This window comes from Mesorhizobium sp. M0062 (assembly GCF_040323125.1).
GTDB lineage: Bacteria > Pseudomonadota > Alphaproteobacteria > Rhizobiales > Rhizobiaceae > Mesorhizobium.
In genome coordinates this window covers 58,044-77,445 of sequence record NZ_JAMYUO010000003.1, presented here as the reverse complement: position 1 = coordinate 77,445, position 19,402 = coordinate 58,044, and the positions used below count along the sequence as shown (strand labels likewise).

Annotated in this window: 16 protein-coding genes; 2 read left to right on the top strand and 14 right to left on the bottom strand. The window is 63.7% G+C overall.

Annotated elements, in window-relative coordinates; translation table 11 throughout:
• Positions 1-67 precede the first annotated feature (67 nt).
• The 6 genes from NKJ64_RS04655 to NKJ64_RS04630 form a co-directional block, all read right to left on the bottom strand.
• The gene (locus tag NKJ64_RS04655) at positions 68-1,042 is read right to left on the bottom strand and encodes an ABC transporter substrate-binding protein (protein ID WP_023709181.1); all 975 of its coding nucleotides are present in this window, start codon (positions 1,040-1,042) and stop codon (positions 68-70) included.
• A gap of 423 nt (positions 1,043-1,465) precedes the next feature.
• Positions 1,466-2,251, bottom strand: coding sequence for an SDR family oxidoreductase (locus NKJ64_RS04650; RefSeq protein WP_352462062.1), 786 nt, complete (start codon positions 2,249-2,251; stop codon positions 1,466-1,468).
• A gap of 9 nt (positions 2,252-2,260) precedes the next feature.
• Positions 2,261-3,025, bottom strand: a complete 765-nt coding sequence (locus NKJ64_RS04645) for an SDR family oxidoreductase (RefSeq protein WP_023701501.1) — start codon at positions 3,023-3,025, stop codon at positions 2,261-2,263.
• A gap of 106 nt (positions 3,026-3,131) precedes the next feature.
• Positions 3,132-4,640 carry a sugar ABC transporter ATP-binding protein gene (locus tag NKJ64_RS04640; RefSeq protein WP_023668530.1) on the bottom strand — a complete coding sequence of 503 codons (1,509 nt, stop codon included), beginning with the start codon at positions 4,638-4,640 and terminating at the stop codon, positions 3,132-3,134.
• A 30-nt stretch (positions 4,641-4,670) separates the two neighbouring features.
• Positions 4,671-5,609 carry a sugar ABC transporter substrate-binding protein gene (locus NKJ64_RS04635; RefSeq protein WP_023668529.1) on the bottom strand — a complete coding sequence of 313 codons (939 nt, stop codon included), beginning with the start codon at positions 5,607-5,609 and terminating at the stop codon, positions 4,671-4,673.
• Positions 5,610-5,738: 129 nt separating this feature from the next.
• Positions 5,739-6,722, bottom strand: a complete 984-nt coding sequence (locus NKJ64_RS04630; protein WP_050587056.1) for an ABC transporter permease — start codon at positions 6,720-6,722, stop codon at positions 5,739-5,741.
• Positions 6,723-7,006: 284 nt separating this feature from the next.
• Between NKJ64_RS04630 and NKJ64_RS04625 the strand changes: the two genes are divergently transcribed.
• Complete coding sequence (locus NKJ64_RS04625) at positions 7,007-7,969, top strand: sugar-binding transcriptional regulator (protein ID WP_023668527.1); 963 nt, start codon at positions 7,007-7,009, stop codon at positions 7,967-7,969.
• Between the two features lie 17 nt (positions 7,970-7,986).
• On the opposite strand, the gene NKJ64_RS04620 is transcribed toward NKJ64_RS04625, so the two are convergent.
• From NKJ64_RS04620 to NKJ64_RS04585, 8 genes are all read right to left on the bottom strand, one after another.
• Entirely contained in the window at positions 7,987-8,580 is a 594-nt protein-coding gene (locus NKJ64_RS04620) for a hypothetical protein (RefSeq protein WP_023668526.1), read from the bottom strand.
• A 97-nt stretch (positions 8,581-8,677) separates the two neighbouring features.
• A complete protein-coding gene (locus NKJ64_RS04615; RefSeq protein ID WP_352462060.1) occupies positions 8,678-10,165 on the bottom strand; it encodes a xylulokinase in 1,488 nt (495 codons plus the stop codon).
• Positions 10,166-10,185: 20 nt separating this feature from the next.
• Complete coding sequence (locus NKJ64_RS04610; RefSeq protein WP_023732150.1) at positions 10,186-11,508, bottom strand: NAD(P)H-dependent oxidoreductase; 1,323 nt, start codon at positions 11,506-11,508, stop codon at positions 10,186-10,188.
• 161 nt (positions 11,509-11,669) lie between these two features.
• Positions 11,670-12,773: a mandelate racemase/muconate lactonizing enzyme family protein gene (locus tag NKJ64_RS04605; RefSeq protein WP_352462059.1), complete on the bottom strand. Its 1,104-nt coding sequence runs from the start codon at positions 12,771-12,773 to the stop codon at positions 11,670-11,672.
• 17 nt (positions 12,774-12,790) lie between these two features.
• Entirely contained in the window at positions 12,791-13,498 is a 708-nt protein-coding gene (locus NKJ64_RS04600; RefSeq protein WP_352462058.1) for a GntR family transcriptional regulator, read from the bottom strand.
• Positions 13,499-13,675: 177 nt separating this feature from the next.
• Complete coding sequence (locus NKJ64_RS04595) at positions 13,676-14,830, bottom strand: efflux RND transporter periplasmic adaptor subunit (RefSeq protein WP_352462056.1); 1,155 nt, start codon at positions 14,828-14,830, stop codon at positions 13,676-13,678.
• A 14-nt stretch (positions 14,831-14,844) separates the two neighbouring features.
• Complete coding sequence (locus tag NKJ64_RS04590; protein ID WP_352462055.1) at positions 14,845-18,033, bottom strand: efflux RND transporter permease subunit; 3,189 nt, start codon at positions 18,031-18,033, stop codon at positions 14,845-14,847.
• Positions 18,027-18,287 carry a hypothetical protein gene (locus NKJ64_RS04585; protein WP_023687081.1) on the bottom strand — a complete coding sequence of 87 codons (261 nt, stop codon included), beginning with the start codon at positions 18,285-18,287 and terminating at the stop codon, positions 18,027-18,029. The genes NKJ64_RS04590 and NKJ64_RS04585 overlap by 7 nt, the downstream gene beginning before the upstream one ends.
• Positions 18,288-18,529: 242 nt before the next feature.
• Here NKJ64_RS04585 and NKJ64_RS04580 point away from each other — a divergent pair, with 242 nt between their 5' ends.
• On the top strand, positions 18,530-19,111 hold the full coding sequence (locus tag NKJ64_RS04580; RefSeq protein WP_352462054.1) for a TetR/AcrR family transcriptional regulator: 582 nt from the start codon (positions 18,530-18,532) through the stop codon (positions 19,109-19,111).
• Positions 19,112-19,402 lie beyond the last annotated feature (291 nt).

Here is a 19,402-nt window from a genome sequence, read left to right as displayed (position 1 = left end):
ATGGTCCTTCTGGAAAATGGAGATAAGACCCGGCCGCTAGGGCCGGGTCTGGCTTCCAGTCAGGCGATCACTGCGCCCAGGCTTTCCAGTCTGCTTCGTGGGCGGCGATCCAGGCGGCGGCGACATCTTCGGGCGTCTTGCCGCCGAGGTCGATCTCGCCGCTCATCTTGTTGAGCTCATCGGTGTCGATCGTGTACGCCTTGGCCACCTTGTAGGCGACCGGCCATTTGTCCTTCATGCCGGACCAGGAGTATTTCCAGATTTCGCCATGCGGTTTGCCGCAATCATATTTGGCATCCGGGTTGGTGCCCCATTTCGGGTCGGTGTAGCACTCGGGCGTATACTCCGGGAATTCGACCCACTCGCCCTTGTACTTGGCCGGCGCCCAATGCGGCGAATAGATCCACAGCATGATCGGCGCCTTGCGCTGATAGGCCGAGTCCAACTCGGCGAACATCGCCGCGTCGGTGCCGGCATGGATGACGGTGAAGGGCAGCTTCAGCGCCTCGACGCGCTCGTCGTCAAAGCCTTCCCAGGTTACCGGGCCGCCGAGATAGCGGCCCTTCGGCGCCGTCTCCGCTGTCGAGAACGCCTCGGCGCATTTCGGGTCCTTCAGCGCTTCCCAATTGGGCAGGCCGGGGCATTTCTCCTTCATATATTCGGGAAACCACCATTCCTCCTTGGCCTTCGGCCCGAGCTTGCCGAGCCGCTCGGTCTGGCCGGTGGCGTCTGAAGCCTTCATCGCTTCGCCGGCCGTCGTGTCCCAGAACTCCAGGCCGACATCGAGGTCGCCATTGGTGAGGCCGGTGGTCAGGCTGGAGAGGTAGTCGGCTGTCGGATATTCGACGGTATAGCCGAGCTTTTCGAGGATACCGCCAAGGATCTTGGCGTTGAGGTTGACGCTGGTCCAGTCGAACAGCGCGATCTTGATCGGGTCGTTGGATTCAGGTGCTGCTGCGTGGACCGGTGATGTAAGCGCACTTGCGGCGGCAAGCGCCAAGGCTCCCATTGATAGGTTCGAAATCACACTGCGAAATGACATGCTTGTTCTCCTGTCAAACCATGTGGAAATTTCTTGATCGTTCCCTTCTTGCGTCTTTTCTTGATTGTGTTGGAAAGGCGGGTCGTTACGCAAGCTCGTTCGCACCAAGCCAGTGCCGCGGCCGCAACTTGCGCAGGCGAAATGGTTGCTCGACTTGGTGTTTATGTGATGCCGGGCGGGCCCGCGTCATGGCATCGGATGGATTGCTGCGTGAGCAATCGTCAACGGATCGATCGCCGCTCCAGCGGCGCTCTCAGACGTGCGAGCCATCAAGGTCCCATGGTCTCGGCCGGCAAGCCCCATCCCCGCCAGGCCGTTTCATGGGATGAAATTATATATACCAACGTTCATGCGGCGCAACGGCTGATGCCCTGTGCACTGCGGAATTTCAGACTGGCGATTGCCAACCGCCAGAGCTGACGTTCACGACATGATCAGGCCGCCATCGACATTGATGGTTTGGCCGGTGATGTAGGTGGCGTCGTCGCTGGCGAGAAAGCTGACCAGGCCGGACACGTCCTCGCCGCTGCCGGCGCGTCCCATCGGGATGTTCTTCACCCATTCGGCCATCAGCTCGCCGGGCTTGTAGTCACCGATCAGCTTGCCCCACGCTGCGTCATTATAGGCCCACATGTCGGTGTCGATGATGCCGGGGCAGATGGCGTTGACGGTGATCTTTTCCTTGGCCACTTCCTTGGCCAGGCTCTGGGTAATGCCGACGACGCCGAACTTCGACGCCGCATAGTGCGGCGTGTAGATGAAACCCTGCCGCGCCTGGCCCGATGCCGTGTTGATCAGCCGGCCGCCGTCGCCATGCTTGCGAATGCGCGCGATCGCTTCCTGGCAGCACAGGAACACGCCCTTGGTGTTGACGGCCATCACCTTGTCCCACTCGGCCTCGGTCATCGCCTCGATCCGGGCGATGGTGATGACGCCGGCATTCTGCACCGAAATGTCGACACGGCCGAATTCCTTCTCGGCGAGGTCGTAAAGCGCGGTGACCTCATACTTCCTGGTAACGTCCATGCGCATCGACGCGACCTTGGCGCCTGCCGCTTTCAGGCCGGCGGCGACGTCCTCGACGCGGGTATCGATGGCGCTGACCACGACCGCGGCACCTTCCTCGGCGAAGCGCTTCGCCATCGCCGCGCCGATGCCACCGCTCGCGCCGGTGATGACCGCAGTCTTGCCTTCAAAACGCTTCTGCATCTTTTCTCCTTACCAGCAGACAAAACCGCCATCGACGATCAGGTCGATGCCGGTGACGTAACTCGCGGCGCGGCTGGCCAGGAACACGGTCGGGCCGACCATCTCTTCCGGCGTCGCCATGCGCCCCATGGGCGTGTCGCGTTCGAAGATCTTGATCTGTTCGGCGACCTCCGGCCGCTTGTTCATCGGCGTCAGCGTGTAGCCTGGGCTCACCACATTGACGCGCAGGCCGCGATCGGCCCATTCCATGGCGAGGCTTTTCGACATGTGGATGACCGCCGCCTTCGACGAATTGTAATGCGCCTGGGTCAGGCCGCGATTGACGATCGAACCCGACATGGAGGCGATGTTGATGATCGAGCCCTTGCGCCGCGTCAGCATGGCGCGCGCTTCGGCCTGGCAGGACAGGAACACGCCGCTGACATTCACGTCGTAGATTTTCTGCCATTTCTCCAGCGACAGCGTCTCGGCGGCCTCGGCTCCTGCAATGCCGGCATTGTTGACGGCGATGGTCAGCGCGCCGAGCTCCTTTTCCGTGCGCTCGACTGCGGTCGCCAGGTCGGCCTCCGACGTCACCGTCCCGGTCAGCACCACCGCCTTGCGGCCAAGCACGGCGATCCTGTGCGCGGTCTCATCCAGCCCGCCTTTCGAGGCATGGCCGAAACAGGCTATGTCGGCGCCGGCTTCGGCGAGCCCGATGGCAATGGCCTGGCCAATGCCGCTGCCGGCGCCTGTTACCAGCGCTACGTCGCCGCTGAGATCGAATAGTTTCATGTTGTTCCCCCTCCTGAAATGAAGGGGCGCTAGTCTTTGCTGGCGCCCCGCGCGGTCCGGTCCTTGGGAGGATACCACCTGCTGCGCTTTGTTCCGACTCCTGTCCTCAGCTCGTGGCGAGTTCCATCACCGCGACATTGCTGGCCTCGCTGCGGCCGAGAATGCCGCGCTGGCGGCCGCGGCTCAGCACCAGCACGCGGTGCGACAGCCCCAGCACCTCCTCGAGGTCGGAGCTCACCACCACCACCGCCATGCCGGAACGGGCGAGGTCGGCGATGACGTCGTAGATCGCAGCGCGCGCACCGACATCGATACCGCGCGTCGGCTCATCGAGGATGAACACCTTCGGCGGGCGTGACACCCATTTGGCGATGATCACCTTCTGCTGGTTGCCGCCGGAAAGCTTGCTGACCGCCTGGCCAGGTTTGCCCTTGACCCCGAGCCTTGCGATGCCGGCTTCGGCGAATTTCTGCACCGCTTTCGGAAACACCCAGCCCTTCGGCGCGACATGGTCGAAATTGCCGAACGCCAAATTCTCGCCGATGGTCTGGTCGAGCACGACGCCTTGCGCCTTGCGGTCTTCCGGCACCAGCACGACGCCGGCCTTGATCGCTGCCGCCGGCCCGCTGAGATGCACCGATTTGCCGGCAACGCGCACCGAGCCCGACGAGATCGGATCGGCGCCGGCGATCGCCCGCACCAGTTCGGTGCGGCCGGCGCCGATCAACCCGGCAATGCCGAGGATCTCGCCTGCTTTGACCGAGAAGGAAACGTTGTTGAAGCTCTTCTCCGGCGAGGACAGGTTGTCGACCTCGAGCAGCGTCTCCTCGCGCGGCGGCGTCAAGTGTGGGAACATCCGCTCGACCGAGCGGCCGACCATCTGCTCCACTACTGTGCGCACGGGAATATCGGCGCGTTCGTGGCGGGCGACGATGCGTCCGTCGCGCATCACAACCACGCGGTCGGCAATCTGCGCGATCTCGTCGAGACGATGGCTGATGTAGATGAAGGACATGCCCTCCGCCTTGAGCTTGCGGATCTGCTGGAACAAAAGCTCCGTTTCCTCGCCGCCAAGCGCTGCGGTCGGTTCGTCGAAGATCAGCAATTCGGCATTGAGCGTCAACGCCTTGGCGATCTCGACCTGTTGCTGGGCGGCGATGCGCAGCGTGCCCACCTTGCGCTCGGGCGAGACGTCGAGGCCAAGCCGCTTCAACTGCGCCGAGGCCTTGGCGTTCATCGCTGCGCGGTCGATGCGGCCGCCGCGCATCGGCAGGCGCCCGACATAGACGTTCTCCGCCACCGACAGATCCGGCAGCAGCTTCAGTTCCTGATGGATCATGCCCACACCGGCATCGATGGCGGCGGCGGGCGAGGCGGGGGAATAGGGCTTCCCCCGCCAGATGATGGTGCCCGCGTCGGGCCGGGTCGAGCCGGCGATGATATTGGACACCGTCGACTTGCCGGCGCCGTTTTCGCCGAGCAGCGCCACAACCTCGCCCGGCCGCACCTCGAAGCTCGCATCGGCCAGGACCTGGACCGGTCCGTAGCTCTTGCAGAGGCCGTTGACGAAAAGCCCGTTGTGCGGGCTTTCGCTGTGGCGAGGATCAGGAGACATCGTGGCGCTCTCTCTAAGCGGTGCCGCAGGTTACGGGTGCTTGGCGATGAACTGCTCGACATTGTCCTTGGTGGTCAGCGTCGCATCCTGCAGCTGCTCGGCCGGAACGCTTTCGCCGGCCACCAGCTTGATCGCCGCATCAACGGCGAGCCGGCCCATGCCTTGCGTCTGCTGCGTCGCGGTGACGTCGAACACGCCGTCCTTCAGCGCCTTGAGTGCGGCCACGTCGCCATCGAAGCCGGCAACCCAGACCTTGTGGCCGGGATTGGCGACCTTGACCGCCTGTGCCGCGCCCAGCGCCAGCGCATCGGCCTGGCCGATGACGATGGAGACATCGGGATGCGACTGCAGCAGGTCCTGCGTCAGCTTGAAGCCTTCGTCCTGGTGCCAGCCTTCGCTCCACAATTCGCCGACCACCTTGATATCGGGATAGGCCTTGAGCGCTTCGCCGCAGCCCTTCGAGCGATCGACTTCCGGCGTGGTGCCCTTCTGGCCGTGGATGATGATCAGTTCGCCTTTGCCGCCGGCCTGCTTGGCGATGTAGTCGCACACCGCCTGCGCCGAGGCGACACTGTTGGTGGCGATGAAGGTGTCGCCGGGCGCGCCGTCGGCGTTGCGGTCGACATTGACGACCGGGATGCCGGCAGCCTTGGCGGTCTTGGTCGGCACGGTGGCGGCTGTGGCGCCGGCCGGAATGTAGATCAGCGCGTCGATGTTCTGCGTGATCAGATCCTGGACCTGGCTGACCTGGGTCGCTGAATCGCCCTTGGCGTCGACGGTGACGATCTCGATGCCCTTCTCCTTGCCGTAGGCTTCGACCGACTGCTTGATCTGGTTGAAGAAGTCGGCCTGCAAATTGGCCACGGCGAGGCCGAGTTTCTTGGCCTCCTTGGCCGAGGCCATGTCGGTCAGCCCGAGCATAGGAATGATGGCGGCAGCGGCGAGCAGCAGTGAACGTTTGGTCAGCATGTTTTTCCTCCGTTGATAGTCAAACTGTCCCGCCAGCGCATCGCGCCCCTTGGAACATCCCAGTTTCGGATCGACCGATCCGTCTATCGCCCGGACGCTCCGGGCGAATTCTCAATTGTGCCCCGTTCTCTATCGCGCCCTGCGCCGCCAGGTATCGCTGGCGACCGCCAGCGCGATCACCACGCCGATCACCACCTGCTGGATGAAGGGCGAGACGCCGAGCAGATTGAGCCCGTTGCGCAGCACGCCGATGATGAGCACGCCGACCGCGGTGCCGCCGATCGAGCCGACGCCGCCCGACAGGCTGGCGCCGCCGATCACCACCGCCGCGATGGTGTCGAGCTCATAGCCGAGGCCGGAACTCGGCTGCACCGAATCCAGCCGCGCGGCAAGCACAATGCCGGCAAGACCCGCAAGCACGCCGCAGATGGCGTAGACCCAGTTGGTCAGCGACTTCACCGGAATGCCGGAGAGCCGCGCCACCTCGGCGCTGCCGCCGATGGCGTAAAGGCTGCGGCCGGTGGCGCGGTAGTTGAGGAAGATGGCGAAGACGATCGCCAGCACCATCATCACCCCGACTGTGACCGACAGGAAGCCGAAATGGCGGATGATCGACAGGCTGGTGAACCAGTCGGGAAAGCCGACGATCTGCGAACCGTCGGTGATCATGTTGGCAAGGCCGCGCGCCACCGACATCATCGCCAGCGTCGCGATGAACGGCGGCAGCCGGGTGACGGTCACCAGCAGGCCGGACACCAGTCCGCAAAGGCCGGCGACGACCAGTGCTGCAACGACGCCGGCGGCAAGGCCGAGATTGAGATAGTCGGGGTGGGCGACGAAGCCCATCACCATGGCGGCCAGCGCCAGCACCGAGCCGACCGAGAGATCGATGCCGCCGATCAGGATCACCAGCGTCATGCCGATTGCCATGATGCCGAGCACGGTGATCTGGTCGAGTACGTTGAGGATGTTGCGCATGGTGAGGAACGTGTCGGTGGTCAACGTCAACGCCAGGCAAAGCAGCAGCAGCCCGATCAGCGGCCCCATGGTTCCGGCAAACAGCGCCGAAAGCTTCGCGGCCGTCGCACCTTGAGTGCCGGGCGCGGCTTTCAACTCGCCAGCCTTCGACTCGCTTGCATCATTACTCACGGCCACTTCGTCTCCTCCGTCAGCGAAACGGCGATGGCCTGCCGTCCGCTCTTGTTCACCAGGCACCTCCCTGTGAACAATTTATCTTTGATATGCAATTTTGTTCAGCTAAACTGTTCATTAGAAAATTGTCAAGAGCCGTTGCGCCATTCGGCGGTGGTTTGCGCCACCGGGCGGTTTGTCCTAGGGAAGGCCAGGGGGTGGCGCTTGCGGAAAGATTTCCGAAATTTGCCGCGGGAGGGCAAAAGATGGCGACCGTCGAAAACGAGAAGGCCTCGCGCTTCCCCGATGCCGAGCTCAAGGCCCGGGCCGCCTGGCATTACTATGTCGAAGGTCTGACGCAAGAGCGCATTTCCGAGATCCTCGGCGTCGGCCGCATCAAGGTGCACCGCATTCTCTCCGCTGCGCGAGAGGAGGGCATCGTGCAGTTCCGCATTCGCGACAGTGTCGTCGAATGCGTGCAGCTCGAGGAGAGCCTGAAGCAGCGTTTCGGGCTCAGCCAGGCGGTCGTGGTGCCATCAGCCGCTGATCGCAGCAACGCGCCGCTGATGATCGGCCACGCGGCTGCCGCCTATCTCGCCGACAATGTGAATGCCGGCGACGTCATTGCGCTGGGCTGGGGCCGCACGCTGAAATTCGCCATCAACGAATTGCCGAGGCGGCCGATCGCCAGGACGACGGTCGTCTCGATGCTCGGCGGCCTCACCCACGCGCAGCCGCTCAACCCGACCGAAAGCGCCTGGGAGTTCGCCGAAAAGATCGGCGCTGAATGTTTCCTGCTGCCGGTGCCGGTCTATGCCGACAAGCCGGAACAGCGCGATGCCTTCATGAGCCAGCGCAGCGTCCAGGATGTCGTCTTCCGCGCGCGCCGCGCCAACATCGCCGTGCTCAGCGTCGGCTCGTTTTCCAAGGACAGCCCGATCGCCAATTACGGCTTCATCAAGCCGAGCGAACTTGAGGAACTGCAGGCCGCCGGCGCGGTCGGAGACCTCTTGTGCCATTTCATCGACGCCGAGGGCCACCCGGTCGACCATGAGGTCAACCGCCGCGTCTGCGCCTATCCGCTGCAGGATTTGTCCGATATTCCGAGCATCATACTGGTTTCAGGTGGTCAGGAGAAGGTCGCTGTGATGCGCGCGGCGCTGGCCAACACCAGGATTTCGGTGCTGATCACCGATGAGGATGCGGCCAAAGGCCTGCTCAATCGTTGAGCGCTGTCCGGCGTCGGTCAGAATTCGCAGGGCTCCGGACGACTGTCGTCCGACCAGTCGGCCAGTGCGATCGGCACGAATTTTCCCGCGACCGGTTTGCCGTCGTCCAGGTCCTTTGAGGCAACGCCTCTGCCGGTGAGAAAATTGATGTCGCAACCGCCCAGCGTCGTCTCGACCGAGCCGTCGGCTTTCTGAACATTCCAGTCCCAGTCGCGACTGTAGCCGGCGACAAGGAATTTACCGCCGCGCCAGACGATGGTCAGCGTTGTATCCCATGATTTGTTGGCGCCGCAGCCGAAGCACGAGGTGACGACAAGCGATCCCTTGCCCTTGCTTTCGAGCCCGAGAATACGGTCCTGCGTCAGCGCCTTTTTGACAAAGTCAGGCTTGCGCGAAGGATCGAGCTTTCCTTCGCCGGCAGCCAGATAGATCGAGAGATCCGCCAGCCCGGTGTCGGAATCCGCCGCGATCGCGGCCCGATCCATCCTGCCGTCATTGTCCATGTCGAGCGTGACCTCGAAGGGCGGCTCGTCCTGCGCACGCGCCGTCATCGGAGCTGCCGCAAGCGCGACAATCCAGGGCAGGGCGGCAAGGTGAAATACTGCTTTCATGAGCCCGATGAGTCTAGCATTGGCCGGGCAGGACGCAAAATCGGCAAGCTGGGCAGGTTGGGCATGGGAGCCTCACGCAGGCAAGCTGCGCTTGAACTCAGATCGCACCGAGCCGCGCGTGGATGTCGCGTGTCGCGTGATAGAGGTCGCGGTAGATCGCCTTGCGCGCCCGGTAAGCCGGCACCAGCGTCATATCCGGATCGACACGCCTGGCCGGCGCCGCCGCCATTGCCTTGGCGGCGTCTTCCGCCGAGGCGAACCAGCCGATCGCCGAAGCAGCCAGCATGGCCGCGCCAAGGGCCGCCGCCTCGTTGACCGGCGACACGAACAGCGGCCGCTCCAGCACGCTGGCCATGATCTTCATCAGCAGCGCCGAATTGGTGCCGCCGCCGGCGGAAATCATCTCTCCCGACTTGCCGCCGCTTTCGGCCTCCATCGCCTCGCTGGCGATGGCCTGCTCCAAAGCGATGCCTTCCAGCGTGGCGCGGAAGAGATGCCTGGGCTCATGGTCGAGCGACAGGCCAACAACGGCGCCGCGCGCCGCGCCATCCCAATAGGGGCTCATGACGCCGGCCCAATAGGGCATGACCAAAAGACCGTCGCCGCCGGCCGCAACATCGACCGCACCCTTCTCCAGTTCTGCCGCGGAAGACGCGCCGGTGGTGCGCACGATCCAGTCGACCAGTTGCATGCCCGAGCGCAGCACGGTTTCCAGCATGAAGCCGGAGCCGGTCGGCGAGACCAGCGTGCGAAACGCATCCGAAGTGGTGACCGTGCCGGAATAGCAGCCGCTGACGACGCCGGAGCCGAGCGAGAGATAGCTCCTGCCGGCACCATAGACGCCCATGCCGAGACCCATGGCCTGGCCATCGCCGGCGCCGGCGACAATTGGCGTGCCCGCTTTGAGGCCAGTCAGCTGGGCAATGCTTTCGGCAAGGCCGCCGCAGATTTCGCCTGGGCCGATCAGCGCCGGCAACTGCCGTGGCTGCAACCCTGCAGCCGAGACAAGCTCAGGGTGCCATTCGCCTGTCGTGACATCGAGCAAGCCGAGCGGGTCGGCACTTGCCGTGCTGGTTACCAGCCGTGCGGTCAGCCGGTGAACGAAGAAGCCATGAACATCGACCAGGGCGGCGGCGTTGGCCAGCACCTGCGGCTGGTGTTCCGCCAGCCAGGCGATGGCATAGAGCGCCGGCGTCGGATCCGGCGGCTTGCCGCTCCAGTTGCGGATCGTCTCGCGGCCAAGCTCGGCCGACAGCCTGGCGACTTGAGGCCGGGCGCGCTCGTCAAGCCACAGGATCGCCGGGATGAGCGGCGTGCCGGCCTGATCGATCAGGGTGAAGGTCTCGCGCTGATGGGCTATGGCAATTGCCGCCACGCGCGCGGCGCCGACCTTGTCGGCAACCTGCTTCAGCGCACTGATGAGGGCTGCCCACCAATGTTCGGCATCCTGCTCGAAATGGCCGGGCTTCGGATTGGCCAGCGGATAGGCCTCGCGCGCCTGGAACAGCTCCGCGCCGTCGCCGGTGAAGGCGATCGCCTTCACCGCCGTCGTCGAGGCATCGATCCCGATAACGACATCGTCCATCACAGGGAGATCCCGAAGGTTCAGGCGGCGTTGGTCACAAACTGTCCATCCGACTGGTCTAGACGGCGGCGGATCTGCGTTATCACCATCGAATCGTCGGGTACACAATTTTCATAGGTAAGGAAGTCGCCGGTCTTGACCGGCTTGACCACCTTGGCGCGTTCGGCAATCCCGAGCGGCAGCGCGCCCTTGGCGCGGGCGTCCTCCCAGGTCATGGCGAAGCCGCGATAGTCGTTCTCGCCGATCATGCCGAGCGATAGGCCCGCGCCGAGATCGCTCTTGGCCACCGCCACCGCTTCGGCGACCGGATGGTCGAGGGGCTCCATGTCGGCGCGTTTGTAGACAACGGCGCGCGCCGCCGACAGTGGCACTTCAAGGCTTGTCAGGTGATAGGGACGGTAGATCGTGAAATAGGGGCCCTTGCCGACCTTGAGGTCGACCATGCGCTCCAGCACGCGCGGATGCCTCGTTTCGATGATGCAGAACACGCCGGGCGCCACGCCCTTGCCGATGGAATAGTCGACCACGCCCTTGCGGTGCAGCACGCCGCCATCCTCGCGCGGGCAAAGCACGCTGGCCAGTTCCTCCAGCGTCGCCGTCGGGCCGTGCATGCCCGGCACGTCGGGCACCAGCCCGGTGGCGTTGGCAATCGCCACCATCTCGATCGCCGTCTTGGAACCGTCGACGAACTCGACCAGCATGCGCGCATTCATGTTCCGCTCGGCCGCCTCCTTCTCGTAGTCGGCGGGCATGGCGTCGATCTTGAGCGGGTTGTTTTTGCCCTTGCCGGCGGCGATGATGTTGAAGCCGAGGCTCTTGGCGAAGCCGATGATCTCCAGCGTGCAGGCGGGTTCGTCGCCGGCCGCACCGGTGTAGACCACGCCAGCCTTGCGCGCTTCCTCCTTGAGGAAGCGGCCGATCGTAATGTCCGCCTCGACATTGAGCATAACGATGTGCTTGCCGTTCTTCATCACTTCGAGCGCAAACAGCGTGCCGATGTTGGGATTGCCTGTCGCGTCGATGATGACATCAATGCGGCCGGCCGCGGCCAGCGCATGCAGATCTTCGGTGACAGCGATCTTGCCGGCCTCGATGGCGCGGTCGATGGCAGAGGCGTTCGCAGCCTGGACGATGTCGGAGCGGTCATGGCCGGCGAGCAGTGCGGCATCGATCGCCGCTTGCGGCCGCACCTCGGAAATGGCACCGATCCGCATGCCCGGCATCAGCGCCACCTGGACGACGATGTCGGTGCCCATCTGCCCGGCGCCGGCGAGTCCGATGGTGATGGGCCCTTGGGCTTCAGCGCGCTGCAGAAGTTCCGCTGCAAATTGCGGATGGGCCATATCGCTTCCTCCAGTCATGACGCGCCGCAGCGTCAAATCATCATTTTGAACATTCCTATTTCCATTTGAAAAATATTTCAACCCGCAAATCGGAGAATGGCTGCAGGACCAAATCTCCCACGGAGGATTCGTGGGGTGACAGGTTCATGCTGCGCTTGATCTCAGCCGATCTCTAGGAAAGGCTTGCCGAGCAGGTCGGGCACGACATCGATGCCGAGGCCGGGCCCGTCGGGAATGCCCATGTGGCTGCCGGTGACCGGTGGGGCGTTGGAGGCCGTGCGCACCGTCACCCACTCATGGAAGGCGATGGCGTGCAGCCGGCGTTCTTCCGGCGTCGACAGCGACAGATGCGCCATCGCCGCCGTGTCGATCTCGGCGCCGCCCGTATCCTCGACGGTGATCATGAAACCGAGATCGACGGCGACGTCGCGGATTTGCCTTGTCCTGGTTACGCCGCCAAGCCGCGAGATCTTCAGCGTCAGCCCGTCGGCGGCGCCCAGGCGGTGGATTTCCACCATCGCCTCGAGCGAGATGACGCTCTCGTCCAGCACCATCGGCTTGTCGAGCATGCGGCGCACCGACATGTTCTCCTCGATCGTCGTGCAGGGCTGCTCGAACGTGTAGTCGATGCCGCGCGTTGCATCGGCGAACTGCCGCGCCTGGTAGGGTGTCCAGCCGGCATTGGCGTCGCAGAAAATCACCGTGCCTTTCGGCACGGCCGAAGCGACTGCGCTCACCCGCTCGATGTCTTCATGCACATTGCCGCCGACCTTGACCTGCAGCCGGCGGCAGCCCTGGGCGATGATCCTTTTGGCCAGTGCCGCCATCTGGTCGAGCGTGCCGTGGGTGACGACGCGGTAGGTCTCCGCCATGTCGCTCTCGCGGCCGCCAAGCATGGTCACCAGCGGCACGTCGGCGGCCCGGGCCGCCAGATCCCAGCAGGCCATGTCGAGCGCCGACTTGATGTAGGGATGGCCCTTGAACACCGTATCCATCAATCGGCCGATGCCGGCGAGGCCACGCGGGTCCTGGCCGATCAGGTGCGGCGCGATCTCGACCACGCCCGCGCGCGTTCCCGCCGGAAAGGCGGCCGAATAGAAATTGCCGAGCGGCGCCATCTCGCCCCAGCCGGTCACGCCGCTGTCGGAGGTGATGGCGACGATCACCGCATCGAAGCAGTCTGCAACCCGCCCCTTTGACATGCGGTAGGGCCCGTCCACGAAGGGCTGCACGACGCGATAGGCCTTGATGGTTTTGATCTGCACTTGTCTGTCCGTTGTCTCTAGGCGTTGAGGAGGGTCAGCCCTTCGATGTTCCGCTGATCGAGGCCACGCGCATAGGCAAGCAGCTCTTCGAAATCGAGGTCGATATGCTCGCGCGCATGGCGCTGGGCAGCGCGCATGTCGGCGCCCTTCAAGAGCCGCACATAGGTTTCGTGGAGATCTTCGGCCGGCACCGGCTCGTTGCGGGCCCGCTGGTGCAGGGCAAAGTACATCTGCAGCCGGCTGGTCAGCCGCTGCCAGGTTTCCAGCAGCACCGAATTGTCAGCCCATTCATAGATCAGCCCGTGCAATTGCAGTGCGGTCTCGATCTGGCGGGTGGTGTCGCGCGCGCGCGTTGCCTGCTTCACCGCTTCGTGGCGGCGGTCGAGTTCATCGAAGAAGCGCTGGTCGCGCAGCTTCCATGTCCGCTCGATGGCGAATTCATCGAGCACCTTGTTCAGCGAGTAGGCGTCGTCAATGTCCTTGGCGGTGACATCGATGACGAAGGTGCCGGCATAGGGAATGCTGGTCAGGATGCCTTCCTGCACCAGCTCGCGCATAGCTTCGCGCAAAGGCGCGCGGCTGACCCGCATCTGCTCGGCGATCCTCAGCTCGCTCAGCTTTTGGCCGGGTTCCAGCTGGCCGATCAGGATCGCCCGCCGCAACAGCGCGACGATCTCGGCCCGGCGTGTCGTATCCGCGATCGGACTGAAGTCCAGCTTGGCCATTCCGTCACTCCAGTGAGAGCCGGAAACCAGACAAGCAGATTGTCGACAATCCTACAAGATGATTGTTCCGGATTCTTGTGCCTTGCGGTTAAAAACGGCGTGCGGCGCTCCATAAAAAAAACGGCGCCCTCGGCGTGGAAGCCGAAGGCGCCGCAGGACCGGGGCTGATGGGGGTTATCAGCTGGCCGGTTTCTCGTGGGGCAACGGCGAGATCGGCATTCCTGGTCCGATTTTCTGCAGATTGCCCGTTATCACCTGGTCGCCTTCGGCAACGCCGCTGAGGACCGCCACAAGGTCGCCGCTGGTCGCGCCAAGCGAGACGATGCGCTGGTCGACCGTGTTGCCCTTGCCGACGACATAGACATATTTGCCGAGCTGGCTCGAACCCAGCGCCACCTGCGGCACCATCAGCGCGTCGGGCAGCTGCTTGATGTGCAGCCGCACGCGGACATACTGGCCCGGCAGCAGCGAGAACTTCGCATTGCCGATGGTGGCGCGCGCCGTAATCGTGCCGGTCGAGTGGTCGACCGTGTTGTCGATGAAGGTGAGTTCGCCCTTCTGGCTGGCTTCGGTCTCGCCGGGCAGCAGCACCTCGACCTCGATCGGGCCGGCGGCGCGGGCCTGTTCGATTTCTGCCAGGTCCGTCTCGCTCGGATTGAAGGTGACGTAGATCGGGTCGAGCTGCACCAACGTGTTCAGCACCGTGCCGGCGACGCTGACCAGCGTGCCGACCGAAGCCTGGTTACGGCCGACGCGGCCGGCAAACGGAGCGTGGATTTCGGCGTAGCTCAAATTGAGCTCGGCCGTCCGCACCGCCGCCTGGTTAACGGCAAGCGACGCTTCGGCCTGGCGCAAGGTGCTCGTGCGCTGGTCGAACCCGTCCTTGGCGAGATAACCGCTCTTGGCGAGTTCGGAGCCGCGGCCGAGATTGGAGCGTGCATAGTCGAGGCTCGCCTGGTCGCGCTGCACTTCGGCCTTGGCCTGGTCGAGAGCCGCCTTGAAGTCGTCGGGCGAGATCTTGTAGAGCAGATCACCCTGGCGCACATCGGCGCCGTCCTCAGCCGTCTGCTCCTGCAGATAGCCGGGCACGCGGGCCTGCAAGGTGACGCTGCGGATCGCCTCGATGCGGGCGGCGTAGTCGAGATAGATCGGGATCGTCTTCTTGACCACGCTCGTCACCGGCACCGGCATAACGAATGCCGCAGGTGCTGCCGTCGCTGCCGCCGTGCCGGCATTGAGGCTGAGATTGCCCATGTCGAGGAAGTGGACGCTTGCCACCGAGATCGCTCCCAGGGCGACGGCCGTTCCCAAAGCTATTTTCCATTTACGCATTTTGGTCTCCAATTCTATTCGGCTGCTTCGGCCAGGCGCATCGGCGCTGGTTCGGCTGTCGGTTCATTATTGTCCTGGTCATGAGCAGCGTTGGGTTCGCTGCGCACGCGGCGTTCGCGCAGCTGTTCGATGACCGCGTAGAAGACTGGCACGAACACCAGCGACAGGATGGTCGCCGCGACCATGCCGCCAAACACGGTGGTGCCGATCGACTGCCGGCTTGCCGCACCCGCACCCGTCGCAAACATCAGCGGCAGCACGCCGAGGATGAAGGCGAAGGCCGTCATCAGGATCGGCCGCAGCCTCAGCCGCGCGGCTTCCATTGCCGCGTCGACAATGCTCAGTCCCTCCTCGCGCCGCCGCCTTGCAAACTCGACGATCAGGATCGCGTTCTTGGCGGCGAGGCCGATCAGCATGACGAAGCCGATCTGCGAGTAGACGTCGATCTGCATGCCGCGCAAGAACAGGGCTGCGAAGGCGCCGAACAGGGCCAGTGGCACCGCCAGCAGCACCATGAACGGCATCGCCCAGCTCTCATACTGCATCGCCAGGATCAGCAAGACGAAGACCATGGCGAGGCCGAAGACGACCGACGCTATCGATCCTGCCTTGAGCTCCTGGAAGGTGATGCCGGTCCATTCGAAACCGAAATCCCTGGGCAAAGCGGTGGCGGCGGCCCGTTCCATCGCGGCAACCGCCTGGCCCGACGAGAAGCCGGGGGCTGCGCCGCCATTGATCGTGGCCGAGGCGTTGTTGTTGTAGTGCGGCACGGTTTCCGGGCCGACGAACGGCACCAGTTTGCCCAGTGTGCTCAGCGGCACCATGCCGCCGGAGGCGTTGCGCACATAGAGCCGCGAAAGGTCGCCTGCGTCGGCACGTGCATCCTTGTCGGCCTGGATGGTCACCCGGAAGGTGCGGCCGAACAGGTTGAAGTCGTTGACGTAGAGCGAGCCGAGATAGATCTGCAGCGTGTTGAAGACGTCGGGCAGGTTGAGGCCGAGCAGTTTGGCCTTGCTGCGGTCGAGGTCGTAGTTGAACTGCGGCGTCGAGGTCGAGAACGGCGAGAACAGCTGCTGCGGATTGATTTCCGGCTGCTTGCGCGCCTCGGCGATCACGGCTTGCGTCGCGTCGTTGAGGGCTGAACTGCCGCGCCCGGTGAGATCCTCGACGACGAATTCGAAGCCGCCCGTGGTGCCGATACCCGGGATCGAAGGCGGATCGAAGGACAGCGCGAAGGCTTCCGGAATCTGCATCAGCTTGCCGCGCACGTCGGCGACGAGCTTCGACGCGCTCTGGTCGGGGCCGCGCTCTTCCCACGGCTTCAGGATGGCGAACTCGACAGCCGAGTTCGACTGCGCGGCACTGGTCAGGAAGTTCAGGCCGCTGATCGAGCCGACAATCTCGACGCCGGGCGTAGCTTGGAGGATGTCGCGCGCCTTCTGGGCCACCGCGTCAGTGCGTTCCAGCGAGGCGCCGTCGGGCAACTGGATGACGACGAAGAAGTAACCCTGGTCCTCGACCGGAAGGAAGGTCGAGGGCAACTTCTGCCAGACGAAGTATGTGGCGACCAGGCCGGCCGCGAACAGACCGAGCATGATCCAGCGCAGCCGGATGAGGATTCGTACGCCATGGGCATAGGCATGCGACAGCCTGTCGAAACCCGTGTTGAACCAGCGGAACGGGGCGAACTGCGTCTCCCCGCGATGGCGCAGGAAGGCGGCGCTCAGCGCGGGGCTGAGCGTCAGCGAGTTGAAGGCGGATATGCCGACCGAAATCGCCACCGTCAGCGCGAACTGATTGTAGAGCTTGCCGGAGACGCCGGGAATGAAGGCGACGGGCACGAAGACGGCCATCAGCACTGCGGTGGTGGCGATGATCGGTCCGGTGACCTCGGCCATCGCGGCCTTGGTCGCCGCCAGCGGTTTGAGGCCCGCCTCCAATTGTCGCTCGACATTTTCGACCACCACGATGGCGTCGTCGACGACGAGGCCGATGGCCAGCACCATGCCGAGCAGGGAGAGCATGTTGAGCGAGAAGCCCATCATTTCCATGACGACCATCGTCGCCACCAGCGACACCGGAATGGCGATGGTCGGGATGATCGTCGTGCGCCAGCTCTGCAGGAAGATGAACACCACGGCCACGACCAGCACCAGCGCTTCGCCAAGCGTGATCAGCACGTCATGCATCGATGCCGACACGAAGCGCGTGGTGTCGTAGTGCATGGCGTAGCTGACGCCCTTGGGGAAACGGGCCGACAGTTCCTGCATCTTGTCCTTGACGTGCTGCTGCAGATCGAGCGCGTTGGAACCGGGCATCTGGTAGACGGCCAGCACCACCGTCGGGTCCTTGCCAAAGAAGGCCGACGACGAATATTGCAGCGCGCCGAGCTCGATGCGGGCGACGTCGCGCAGCCGCACCAGCGAGCCGGTGCCGGTGTTGGCGCGCACGACGATGTCGCCGAACTCCTTGGGGTCGCTCAGGCGGCCGACGGCGTTGACCTGCATCTCGAAGGCGGTGCCGGCGGGCGCCGGCGACTGGCCGATCTTGCCGGCCGCCACCTGGACGTTCTGTTCCGAGATGGCATTCTGGACGTCGACCGCGGTGATGCCAAGATTGGCGAGCTTGTCCGGGTCGAGCCAGACGCGCATCGAGTAGCGGCGCTCGCCGAATATCTGGACGTCGCCGACGCCAGGCAGCCGCTTCAGCGGATCGACGACCTGCAGATAGGCGAGGTTGCTCAGCGCCACCGGATCGACCGAACTGTCGGGCGAGGTCAGGTTGACGATGAGGACGAAATTCGGGTTCTGCTTCTTGATCGTCACGCCGCCCTGGTTGACGATCGCCGGCAGCGAGGAGGCCGCTTGCGAGACGCGGTTCTGAACGTCGACGGCAGCGGTGCTCAAGGAATAGCCGACATCGAAGGTGATGGTGATGGTCGAGGAGCCGTCATTGGAGCTCGACGACGACATGTAGGTCATGCCTTCGACGCCGTTGATCTGCTGCTCCAGCGGCGTCGTCACCGTATCGGCGACCACTTGCGCGCTGGCGCCCGGATAATGCGCGCTGACCACGACCTGCGGCGGCGTGATGTCGGGAAACTGCGAAACCGGCAAAAGGAAATAACAAATCGTCCCGGCGAGCACCATGATGATGGCGATCGCCGAGGCGAAGATCGGACGATGAATGAAAAAATTTACCACGACACGCAAACCTCTTTAGAAGAACCGGCCTCTTTAAAAGAACGGACAGACCGGGACAGCCGCCTGCCGCGCACCGAACCCGGGTCCTGCAAAAAATACGAAGACGGCGCCGCGCCGCTGAGGCCCTGCTCATCGGCCACGGTCCTCAGCATCGCTTCGAAGGCGCGCGGGTTGACGCGGTCCGCTTTCATCACCAGCCGGATCATCGGATCCCGGATGGCTTCATCGATGGTCAAATCCTTGCGCTGCGACATTGGAGCGTCTCCATTCCAGCGGCCCGCATCGGATGATCGCGAACCGGTTTTCATCTCTTCACCGGCCGGAGCCGCATGACCTGCAATTTTCACCCTTTGTGATCTGGCAGGACCAGTTCACGGCCTTGTTATTGACGGAAGGCTACATAGGTGTTACCAGTAAGTAACATTCGGATAGTTACAGACCGGTAACACCCTAGTCAAGAGGTGAACCGAATTTTTAGGGAGACAAGGAGACTGCGATGGCAGACGGCATTACGGATCGCGTGCGTCCCCGGGATCGAATCCTGGAGACGGCGCAGGACATGTTTCACAAACATGGCATCAAGGGCGTCGGCGTAGACGCCATCACGGAAGCCGCCGGCACCAACAAGATGACGCTCTACCGTCATTTTGAGTCGAAGGACGAACTGATCGTCCAGTGCCTGCGCGCGTCGGCGGCTAAAGGCGCCGCGATGTGGGACCAATTCGAGGCTGAGCATCCCGGCGACAAGCTCGCCCAGTTGCATGCCTGGATTCGCATGGCCGCTGCTTGCCTGGTGGCTGACGGTCGCGGCTGCGACATGGCCAATGCCGCCGCCGAATTGACCGAGCCGGACCATCCCGCCAGGAGCGTGATCAAGGAGCTCAAGAGCGCTCAGCGCGATCGCCTCGTTGCGCTGTGCCGGGATGCGGGCATCGGTCAGGCCGAGCTTCTGGCCGATACGCTGTCGCTGCTGTTCGAAGGGGCGCGCGTCAGCGTGCAGACCATGGGCTGCCAGGGCCCCAGCACGCAGTTCGTGCGCATGGCTGAAGGCCTGATCAGCTCTTTCAGGGCGCGCTGAATTCCAGCTTTCGGAGTTGAGGAGTCCCCATCATCCGGCGGGGCTTTTGGCTATTCTCCGAACTTGCCCGTCAACTCTAATTTAGATTCATTTGAGAATGAAAAAAGCCCGCTGCCGGGAGGAGGTGGCAGCGGGCTCGATTTCGAACGAGATGCGGGAGGAGGTGCACCGCGCTCAGCGTCGGCATCGCATCTGGGAGGAGTAGATGGCCGACACCCAGATGAGTACGGGTTGCCCAATGATTCGGCAACAATGAAAGTTGCATGGCTGCTGTGCAGATTTGCGGCATCT